Origin of the sequence: Amycolatopsis sp. NPDC049252, assembly GCF_043197175.1 — a bacterium.
Taxonomy (GTDB): domain Bacteria; phylum Actinomycetota; class Actinomycetes; order Mycobacteriales; family Pseudonocardiaceae; genus Amycolatopsis.
In genome coordinates this window covers 1-9,748 of sequence record NZ_JBICSQ010000155.1, presented here as the reverse complement: position 1 = coordinate 9,748, position 9,748 = coordinate 1, and the positions used below count along the sequence as shown (strand labels likewise).

The window sequence follows — 9,748 nt, the reverse complement described above, 5'->3', positions numbered from 1 at the left end:
GATCGGTCAGGACCTCCTCACGCATACCAACATTCTGGAAAGCTCTGCCTGTCAGGCAAGACGACACGCCGACTCATTCTGAACTGCCCCCTTAGAGGATAAACCCGAACCGCGCGATAACCGGACCCCAGCGTCGGTAGGTACCGAGGTCGTCGAGCATCTCCTGCGTCCGGCTCGCTTCGAGACCGCGGTGCAGGTTCTCCCAATCCGCGAAGTCGTGCGAGGACACGTCGAGCCCGCCAGAGAACAACCCGCCAGGCTCGGTGTCGTCCGTCGCTGGGGCCAGCCGCCGGACGAAGCCAGCCCAGCTGTCCCCGTCCGCATTCTGGAGGGCGAGGAGCAGCCGGGCTGCCATCGTCGGGTGACCGGCGACCGCCGCAAGCAGGGTCAGCACGGCCTGGAACTCGCCAGGCTGCCTGTCGCCGCCGAGGAACCGCGACCGCGAACCGACGTGCCAGGTCGCCCGGATCAGGCGGTAGGTGTTCATCAGCCGCTTCGCCGCCCGCGGGCTGGCGACCAGGGCACCCAGCCGCTGCGCGAACTCGACCTCGGGCTCGGTGAGGCCGATGTGCCCCCCGGCCCTGTTCGGCGACGAACTGAAATGACGGTGCCCCGAACCAGAGTTGGTTACTCTGCCTGCTTGGCATCGCGACGTCTTCCCAGTGCTTCAAACGGAGTCGCTCGTCGAGACGCGCACCGTCGAAGTCGATCTGAGCGGGCACTTCCCCTCTGACCGTTGCGGCGGTGGCCGGCCGGCGCTCGGCTAGAAGCCGCCCACCTCCACTGCGCTTCAGGAGTGCGTCTCGTTGATGCTCCGAGCTAGGTTCTCGAAGTTGTCCAACGTCGTTTGCGAGAGCTTCGCGACCTTCGCCGGATTGCGGAGCAGGACCTCCGCCGGTCGCCAGTGATCGAATTTGCCGTCTAGTGCCTCCAGCCGCAGAATGAGCCGATCGGGGTGTTTCGGCAGGTCACCTACCTTGTGCGATGCGCCGAACGCGTCGTTGTATAAGCCGAGGTAGTCACCGGCTGTGAACAGGTCTTCGATGTCACTGTGTTTCTGGGTCAGCACCGACCCCACGAACACCACGCGTTTGCTGGCGATCTTGTTGGCCTTGATCGCCGCCTCGACCTTACCGCCGCCTTCCGTGCCGGAGTCCAGCAGCACGGTGACCGAAATCTTCCGTCCGAGCAAGGCAACGAAGGTGGGAACATTGGACACTCCCCCAGCCGGGAGAATCCGCCACTTCTCGTCGAGCCCCTCACGCCCCTCGTCGCGGAGATGCCTGCTGATCACCTCAAGGTAGGCCAAGTCGGACGGGCCCTCGACAAGCAGATTCCGCTCACCGATGAACAGGTTCTGCGACAGGTCGTAGCCGAGGGCGGCCTGCAACGGGAAGGCACTGTCTTCTCCGACTTCCAGGGCGTCGGAGGTAGTCACCGACCCGACGTCACCGCCACGGTCCTCGACGACTCGCACCCGCTCGATCTCCTCGACCATGAACGGCGAATGCGTCGTGTACAGGACCTGGCCGACCGGGGCGAGACGATCGTTGATGAAACGCAGAAAGTCCTGTTGCGCCTTCGCGTGGAGCGTGAGCGCGGGCTCGTCGAGCAAGATCACCACGTCGCCGTCACTGCCCTCGAACTCGCTGAACGCGGCAAGGAAGGAGAAGAACCACTGATACCCGGAGGACCGCAGCGAGAAGTTGTTCGTGAAGTCGTGTTTACGGTCTTCCACCCGGAAGTTGAGGAAGCGCGCCACGGTCATCTGACCGTTCGGATGGCGGACGGTCTCCGGTTCGATCTCCACCCGGATCCGCAGCTCGGGGTTCGTGCTCCAGTACTCCGCCATCTCGCGCGACAAGTCGCTGGAGACCGCTTCCAGCTCGGCGGTGCGCGACTCGAACTCATCATCGGTGATGGAATCGATGTCGGTATCCGCCAGACGGAGAAGGGCGCGTGCGGTCTGCTTCGACGACGCCCCTGGCTCCTCGTTCTCCTGGGTGCGAAGGGTGGCGACGTCGACGCGGCCCTCGAGGTTCTGGTAAGAGGCAAAGCGGAAAAACCTCGGCATCCGCGAAATCGCGATAGTCCGTGCGATTGCCCCCAAGTCCTCTTTGGCGCCAAGCTGCGACGAGATCCGCTCAAGGGCATCTGCGCTCGGAGCGCGCTGGTCGTTTTGGACTCCTTCGGACGGGCCTTCCCCCTCTGCTCGTTCAGCCGTCTCCGTGACGGCCAAGTCCGACAAGGCGCCCTTCAACGACGCGACCGTGTCGTGGACGGCCAGGAGCTCCTTAGCATCCGGGTGTCCGTCGAGGACGTTCTTCAGGAAGCGCGCTGTGTCGACGGTTATTGCAACCCAGGACCCACCGTTGTAGTGCCGGCCAATGGTCACTGTGTCCGGAGCACAGACACCCTCTCCCAATGCGTCGCGGAGGGCATCGAGGTCAGCTTGGCCCAGCCGGAACGTCGCCTCGATCGGTGTGACTACGGACAGGTTCTCCTTCCTGCCGTCGCGCTTCCAACGCCAGCGCGGGTAGTCGTCCCGTTCGATGAACTCGTCGCCGTAGACGGGGTTCAACCGGTAGAGGGCGTAGAGCATGGTCGACTTGCCCGACTCGTTCATGCCGACCAGAGCCGTCACGTCCTGCTCCATCGACACCAGCGTCGAGTCGATCACGTTCTTGTACCGGCGCACCCTGAACGACGTCAGCTTCACCCGTCACCCTTCAGCAGACTGTTCACCTGAGGCCACAGCGTACGTCGAGGCACCGACATTTCAGTGCTTTCGACCGTTCACGTCACCGATCCGAGTGCTCGCCAAGGGTGACTTTCTCTGTCACGACCACCCCAGGTCGATCTTCACTTTGTCAATAAGACACCTCAGGGCAGGTTTATCGGGTGCGCCACGGAGTACCCCACCCCCACCTGCATTCGTCAACGAATGGCGGATGAGCAAAGCAAGTTCGTCGGAAATTCACCTCTTCCCTCAGTCTTTCTGCAGCAGACTGGCCGTATGGAGATGCATACGAACACAGCGCGGTCGTTCTGGAAAGCGCTCGTGGACAACGCCACTGGCCTGATCGCCGACGGCGACGCCCTCCTCGAGCGCGGTTCGTACGGGCGAGCGCGTTCGCTCACGGTCCTGGCCCAGGAGGAACTGGGCAAAGCGCTCTGGCTGTACCAGACTTTCGCCGAGTCCTGGAACACCGGCACGGGCGAACCGCTCATGGCAACGAAGCTGACTACCTACGGTCGCAGCCACGCAGCTAAGTACCTGGAAGCGCTCGTCTCGGCCGGGAACTCGATGGGTTCTGGGGCGTCCAGCGCTTCGACGGCCTCACCATCGACGCCTCCGAGGCCGACTGGCAGGCATACTTCGCCCGGCGGGCAGCCGAGGCTGAAGCTGCCGGCAAGCGGGCCAACGCCGACAAGATGGCCGGCTTCTACGTCGACCTGGACAAGGCCGGCGACACGGTGCATTCTCCCGGCGACATCGAGCCGGGGCCCATCGCCGAGGACCTCCGCACAGCAGCTCGAGTGGTCGAGATGCTGCTCATCACTGACCACAGCCGGATGAAGTTCGACGCGGTTACGCCCTACGACAGCACTCACGCCCAGCAATACAGCCTGCTGCCGATCACTCATCCGAAGGCCTGGCAGGACGCGGCCGAGACGTCCACGAAGGGCGACGCTACGGACCAGGAGACCTGAGCTCGTCAAGCCTCACGCGTCGCGCAGAGATTTCACCCGAACGGGTGTCGTCCCTGCCCGGTGCATTGCCGTCGGGCTTGCCGGGCGGGAGCACGATGACGCAGTCGGAGACAACGACGTCGACCGAGGCGTCCAGCAAGGGGATCGGCTCGATGGTGCCCTTGAGGAACCCGACGTTGGCCACGCCGGCCTGCTCGGCACGCCGACGGGCGGGGGTAAGCATGTCGTCGGTCGTGTCCAGGCCGATGGCCCGGCCGTCCGACCCGACGCCGGCGGGCAGAGAGCAAGACGTCCAGCCCGCCGCCGGAGCCGAGGTAGAGCACGGTCTCGCCGGGCTTCAACCCAGCGATGACCAGGGGGTTGCCGCAGCTGAGGCTGGTCGCGGCCACCTCGGCCGAGAGTTCCGAGCCGGCGTAGTGGACGGCGCCGAGCCGGTCGGCGTCCCCGGCGCCAGTGAGCATGCCGGTCCCTTCCTCGGCCAGGGCTCGCCGGGCGGCGGTGACGTCGCGGTCGTGGACGGCGTCGCGGCCATCGAGTCGGTGTCGCTCACGCACGACGTCGCGGCGAGGTCGAGCGGGAACCCGCCGTCGCCAACGCCGTAGCCGAAGCCACGCTGACCGCCCTCGACACGACGTGACCTCCGCGTACCTAACGCGTGAGCAGGTCGATGATCCAGTCGACGAGAGCGCGGGTGGCACCGGCCACGACGCCGCCGAAGACGCTGTGCGTGAGCTGCCGGGACTTGCGGTCTTGCGTGTTCATGAAACCTCCTGTGAAGTGGCGTGATCCGGTTTCCGCCGGTACCGGTGACCACGGTGCAGGACGCCGACACGGGAGTGGGGAAACCCGGCGGCATCCGGTGACTGGAGGCGTTCGGGCTGGTGAGAGGTACCTTGTCAGAGCCGGGCTTCGGTCATGTCCGGTGACCGGAGTCGAGCCGTGCACGGGGTGGTCTTGAGCGAGACGGTGACGGGTTTTGCCAAGCTGCTTGAGGAGCTGCTGGTGTGCACGGGCATGTCCAGGCGGCAGCTTGCACGGAAGGCCGCCCGGCACGAATCCACCGTCGGTGACCTCTTTGCCGGGAAAGGTCGTCGGCTACCGCAGTGGGATCTCGTCTACGACGTAGTGACGGCCGCGATCAACAATCTGCCGACCACGGTCACCACCGTCGGCGCCGACCGGCTTCGCATGCTGAGAGATCAGAAGTGGTGGCGGGACCAGTACGACGAGCTCCAGAAGCACTTGGACGCGGACAGCCGACCGCGCGCCGAGGTGGCCGTCCGCACGGACGAGTCGGATCCCGAGCACCCCGTCGGCCGGCCGACCGCGGACCTCGCGGTCAGGAAGCCCGCGGGCGGCCTGACGGTGCGCTCCTGGCGGGACCGGATGCCTTACTCGACGAAGCAGTACGCGCGTCGACAAGAGCTGCACGACCGGATCAAGCTTGCCGTCTCCGAGAACTGCCGGATCGCACTCGTCGGTCTGCCCGGCTTCGGGAAGACGCACCTGGCGTCGACGGTGTCCGCCGAGATGGCCGAGCAGATGCGGGGCGAGGCACTCTGGCTGCGCGGCGACTCGGCCGACCAGATGGTCAAGAGCATCAAGAGCGAACTGCATGTCCGGGGGCGGCGCCACGACTTCGACGATGCCCGGCTCCTGCGCGAGTTCGCGGACCTCGTCGACACCTCCCCGAAGCCGCTCGCAGTGCTCATCGACGACCTCGACGACCCGGAGCTGCTCGAAAGGGTCCTGCCGGACGCACTTGGTACGCCCGTGATCGTCACGATGCGCCGCCGGCGGGTTGACCCCGGGGTCTGGACATGCATCACGATCGACGAGCTGTCCGCCGAGCAAGCCTTCGTGCTGGCCAGGGCAGAACTCCGCGGGCCGTTCTCCGACAGTGACGCCCAGCGCCTCGCGACCGTACTCGCCGGCTACCCGCTCGCGATCGAGTCCGCCGCAGCATTGCTCCGCAACCATTACATCACGCTCGACGAGTTCTGCGCGGGACTGGAACGCGACATAGAGCGGACGCTGAGCATCGGCGAGCAGCGGGACAAAGCGCTGACCTTCATCTACAGGTCATTGCTCTCGCGGCTCGAGGAGAGCGACTTCGCGGCAGCAAGGCTGCTCGCCGTCATCGCATTCCTGCGGCAGAACCACGTCGCGCGCCACACGCTCCAGGGCATTTTCCGGGCCATCCCGTCGGTGGCCGAGTCGGCGCCAGCGGACAGTTACGACCCGATGGGGTTCGCGGATGCCATCGCCCGACTGACCGAATACTCCTTTGTCTCGATGATCGGCGAAGACGACATCGGAATGCACGAGCTCGTACGGGAACTGGTGAACAAGCTAGCGCTGGACCGCCACGAGGTGGTCGGTGCTGCTGCCGCGGCCTGGCTCCGGGACAAGTTCGAAGGCGAGCGGCCCTTCTTCGGCCCTACGGATGAGCAGCTAGGGCTGGTGAACACCGTGATCGACGCCGTCGGCGAGCACCGGGCGAATGACGACCACACCGAGTTGCTCGGCCAGCTCCTCGTGGCGGCTATGGAGCAGGGCTCCTGGTCCGGGCGTGCAATCCTGAAGAAAAACTGGCTGTTCCGCCGTGCCCTGCGCGGGAGCGGCCGCATCGACCCGCAGATTGCTGCACTCCAGTACCGACTGCTCATGGTGGAAGAACAGGATCACGACCCACTTATTCTGGCAAACCTCGGTGGATCGAGGTACCTCGGTTCCTCGATGACCCCCGAGCGCATGGCGGCGACCGTTAACCAGCCGTGGGCGACGCACGCGGTGGACCGCGGGAACCTCAAGGTGTCACACCGGAAAACCGAAATCACCCGATTGATCGAACCGCTTCCCGAGTCACTCTCCATAGCCAGGGACGCCATGCGGAAGGGGGATCTGGACCTGGCTCACGTCTACGCGTCACGGCCTCTGCAAGAGTCGGCGCCTCCACCCGTCGCCGCACGGGCGCACTTGCTCTTGACGCGTCTCGCCTTGAGGCGCCCGAATCTTCCGAAGGCAGTTCACCACATCACGGAATTGCGTCGGCTCAATGCGGCAGGCACTGCCACCGACGGCAGCAAGATGCCGAACGTTGCACACGTCGACTTGCTCGAAGGCGAAATCGCCTACGCGCAGTTCGTCGCGGGAGAGCGACTAAACGACGCCCGCCCGTTTTTCGAGCGTGCGAGAGATCGCTTTTCAGGAGAACTTTTTGGCCTGGGTCGATTCGAGGTCGCCCGCCGCATCGGCACGATGCGAGTCTTCGACGAGGACTTGGGCAAGGCCGTCGAGAGCCTCCGCGCCACACTGGCCGCGACGGCGTACCCGTTGCTGATGCCGGTTCACTATCGAACCGCCGTTTCCCTCACGAAGATCGGCATCATCGCCGGTAAGGTCCCTGCCCCTCACCTCGACGACTGCCGCCGCGCAGCCGAGTTCTTCAGCTCATCCCCGGCTTACGACCGATACTGGTACGCCGAGGCGTTATTTGTGCTGGAGCTGGCCGAGAATCTAGCGGCAAAGCAGCCGTTCGCGCCCCTCAGAGACCCGACCGATGGGCCTACCTCACTGAGAAGGGCCGCTGAGGAGGAACTGAAGACAATCGGCCGCCAGGACAAGATCGATTTGATGAGAACAGTGAAGCGATCCGTTGACGCGCGGCCCCTGCTGCTCGACTAGCGTCGCGACCTCGGTACGCGCCGGAAGCAGCCCTGGAGACGGAGTGGTTTGGTTGTCCGACGGACCGGCTGACACCCTGGTCAGCCAGCCATATACTCCGCAGCCCCTGCCGACGTCACGGGTCACTGATCGTGTCATTGGCAGGGTTCAGCACGCACCCGGTTGACGTCGACGGATTCAAAGGCTGCCAACACGTCTTCGTCGGGGTTATCCGGAAGCGCGATGGCACAGTACCGGCGCGGCCGCGTGAGAGCGACGAACGCAATGCGAATCTCTTCGGGGTACCCTGGTGCGACGTACCCCATCCGCAGTCTCTCGGCCAAAGTTCGCCCTTGACTGATGGCGGGTGGGCAAGCACCGTGCAGCCTCAAAGCATGAGGCTTGAGTGGGCCTGATGGCAGAACCTCGCGCAGCTGGTCGCCACGTTCGGAGTCGGCAGGGTGATGACGACCGGGACAGGGAACGCCTCGGACGACAGGGGACCCGTCGGGCCTGAGGAGTTACTGCCTGCAGATCGCCTCACAGCAGACGTAGTAGACGCCGTCGGAAGCCAGCACTTGCTGTCTATCTCGTTATACGGTTAGGCGGACCATCTTTCGGCTCGACCGTGCGTAACTTGGCGATTCGTCGGCGACCACAACCTGAGGCAACTGCACCAAAGCTGCCCCACCGGGGAGCAATAGAAGGCCGCGACCTGCGGTGGCACGCGTTTACCTGGTCAAGCCAGGTATTACACTTCCCTGATTCGGAAGAGGTCACCGAGTACTGATGTCTCCTCGCACCGCCTGAACCCGCAGGTCAGAGCACCCCGCCATCGTCGCGGAGCAAGGGCTCCGTTGTCAGATGGCGACGAAATGGCGACGGATTCCCGACCGAGGCGACCACCCGGCGTCAAACGGCGGTGACACCGAACCAGCCGACCTTCACACCTTGGTGTCGTGATGTCTCCTCGCTGCCTCTCAGGCGGAGTTGGTTAGTGAGCCACGCGTCGCCGAAGTCGACCTGAGCAGGTACTTCCCCTCTGGCCGCTACGACGGTGTCGTGGACGAACCATGCACACCGACCAGGCCCTGGGGCGGACATGACGACTCCTTCGAACACCTCGCTGTCCCCGACCACCGACGCTCCAGGACATCGCCGGCAGACAGCCTCGATCTGCTCACCAGCGCAACATCGTCGCCGCCACAGTGCTGCTACCGGCGTCGCCGTCGAGGGTGTCACACGGCGCAGCGGGCGTTCTACTGCGGCTGCTGCTCGACGGGGACAGGGGGCGGCCTGATCATGCGGATTGCGTTCTACGGCCGGGCCTCCACCAACGACCAGCAGGACCGCGAGGCCCGGCGACGTCCACTGCACGCTACGGGTCCAGCTCGTCACGCGCGCGATCTCAGAGCGCATCGCATGGCATGCCGAGTAGTTCCAGGGCAATGGTCGCCGTCGCCGATCTACCAGGTCCGAGAACGTCGGAACTGCGATCACGGCCGTGAGGCGGCCTGACCTACAAGGAAAGGAGGGCACAGCGATGGTCGCGCGAATCCGTGTAGCGGAGCTGGAAGGGCTCTGGGGGCCGGAGGAACTGGGGGCGTTTCTCGGGATCTCGGAGAAGACGCTCAAGCACTGGCGGCTCACCGGGTATGGCCCGCCGTGGGCGCGGCTTGGCAAGCACGTCCGCTACGACCCCGTAGGCGTCCGGGCCTGGCTGGCAAGCCGTGAAGCGGCCTGACAACCGCCGTACATGAGCAGCCCTGGTTTCCCCCGTTGAAGCCGTTTGCGGGCGTTCCAGGGCTTTCCTGCCGCACCAAGGTGGTTCGGCTTGGCAGAAGTAAGGTGAGTCGCGTGAAAGGACACGTGGAGGACCGGTGGTGGCGCAAGAAGAAGGTGGGCGGAAAGCTCGTCTACACGGACAGCGGCCGGCCGGTTCGAGAGAAGACGGATCTGTTCGGCAAGGGGGACCGCTACAAGGTCCACTACTACGACCCCGACGGAAAGGAGAAGTCCAAGTCTTTTCCTGACAAGGAACTGACCCGCGCGAAAACGTTCCTCACCAAGATGCAACACGACGTGCTCTCGAACGAGTACGTCGACCCGAAGGCTGGTGAGTTACCGTTCCGCGCCTACACCCGTGAGTGGCGCAAAGGCCAGTCGACGGACGCCTCGACTCGTCAGACGGTAACCAGCCATCTCGATAACGGCGTCTTCCCGTTTCTCGGCGACAAGTCGCTGCTTACCGTACGGCAGAGATTGACTACGTCATGCGACGGGACGGGATGCACGGCATGAGGCACTTCTACGCCTCGATCGCACTGGCGTCCGGGGTGTCGGTCAAGGAGCTGGCCGAGTACCTCGG

The 9,748-nt window shown here is 64.8% G+C and carries 8 protein-coding genes and 1 pseudogene; 6 read left to right on the top strand and 3 right to left on the bottom strand.

The genetic code is table 11. The features are described from left to right. Window positions 1–91: 91 nt before the first annotated feature. Together ACGFMK_RS48225 and ACGFMK_RS48220 are read right to left on the bottom strand one after the other, a co-directional pair. Window positions 92–487 carry a hypothetical protein gene (locus tag ACGFMK_RS48225; protein WP_392778574.1) on the bottom strand — a complete coding sequence of 132 codons (396 nt, stop codon included), beginning with the start codon at window positions 485–487 and terminating at the stop codon, window positions 92–94. A gap of 303 nt (window positions 488–790) precedes the next feature. Further along, window positions 791–2,719, bottom strand: coding sequence for an ATP-dependent endonuclease (locus ACGFMK_RS48220; protein WP_392778571.1), 1,929 nt, complete (start codon window positions 2,717–2,719; stop codon window positions 791–793). Between the two features lie 225 nt (window positions 2,720–2,944). Here ACGFMK_RS48220 and ACGFMK_RS48215 point away from each other — a divergent pair. Together ACGFMK_RS48215 and ACGFMK_RS48210 are read left to right on the top strand one after the other, a co-directional pair. Next, a pseudogene (locus ACGFMK_RS48215) lies at window positions 2,945–3,292 on the top strand (AbiV family abortive infection protein); the annotation flags it as partial. A 53-nt stretch (window positions 3,293–3,345) separates the two neighbouring features. Beyond that, on the top strand, window positions 3,346–3,714 hold the full coding sequence (locus ACGFMK_RS48210) for a hypothetical protein (RefSeq protein ID WP_392778579.1): 369 nt from the start codon (window positions 3,346–3,348) through the stop codon (window positions 3,712–3,714). Here ACGFMK_RS48210 and ACGFMK_RS48205 read toward each other — a convergent pair. After that, entirely contained in the window at window positions 3,695–3,955 is a 261-nt protein-coding gene (locus tag ACGFMK_RS48205; RefSeq protein WP_392778577.1) for a methyltransferase domain-containing protein, read from the bottom strand. The genes ACGFMK_RS48210 and ACGFMK_RS48205 overlap by 20 nt on opposite strands. A 175-nt stretch (window positions 3,956–4,130) precedes the next feature. Here ACGFMK_RS48205 and ACGFMK_RS48200 point away from each other — a divergent pair, with 175 nt between their 5' ends. The 4 genes from ACGFMK_RS48200 (at window position 4,131) to ACGFMK_RS48185 (ending at window position 9,681) form a co-directional block, all read left to right on the top strand. Further along, window positions 4,131–4,316: a hypothetical protein gene (locus ACGFMK_RS48200; protein ID WP_392778568.1), complete on the top strand. Its 186-nt coding sequence runs from the start codon at window positions 4,131–4,133 to the stop codon at window positions 4,314–4,316. 352 nt (window positions 4,317–4,668) lie between these two features. Beyond that, window positions 4,669–7,401: an NB-ARC domain-containing protein gene (locus tag ACGFMK_RS48195; protein ID WP_392778565.1), complete on the top strand. Its 2,733-nt coding sequence runs from the start codon at window positions 4,669–4,671 to the stop codon at window positions 7,399–7,401. 1,522 nt (window positions 7,402–8,923) lie between these two features. Then, complete coding sequence (locus ACGFMK_RS48190) at window positions 8,924–9,124, top strand: helix-turn-helix transcriptional regulator (RefSeq protein WP_392778562.1); 201 nt, start codon at window positions 8,924–8,926, stop codon at window positions 9,122–9,124. A 113-nt stretch (window positions 9,125–9,237) separates the two neighbouring features. Then, a complete protein-coding gene (locus tag ACGFMK_RS48185; RefSeq protein ID WP_392778559.1) occupies window positions 9,238–9,681 on the top strand; it encodes a hypothetical protein in 444 nt (147 codons plus the stop codon). Window positions 9,682–9,748: the final 67 nt, after the last annotated feature.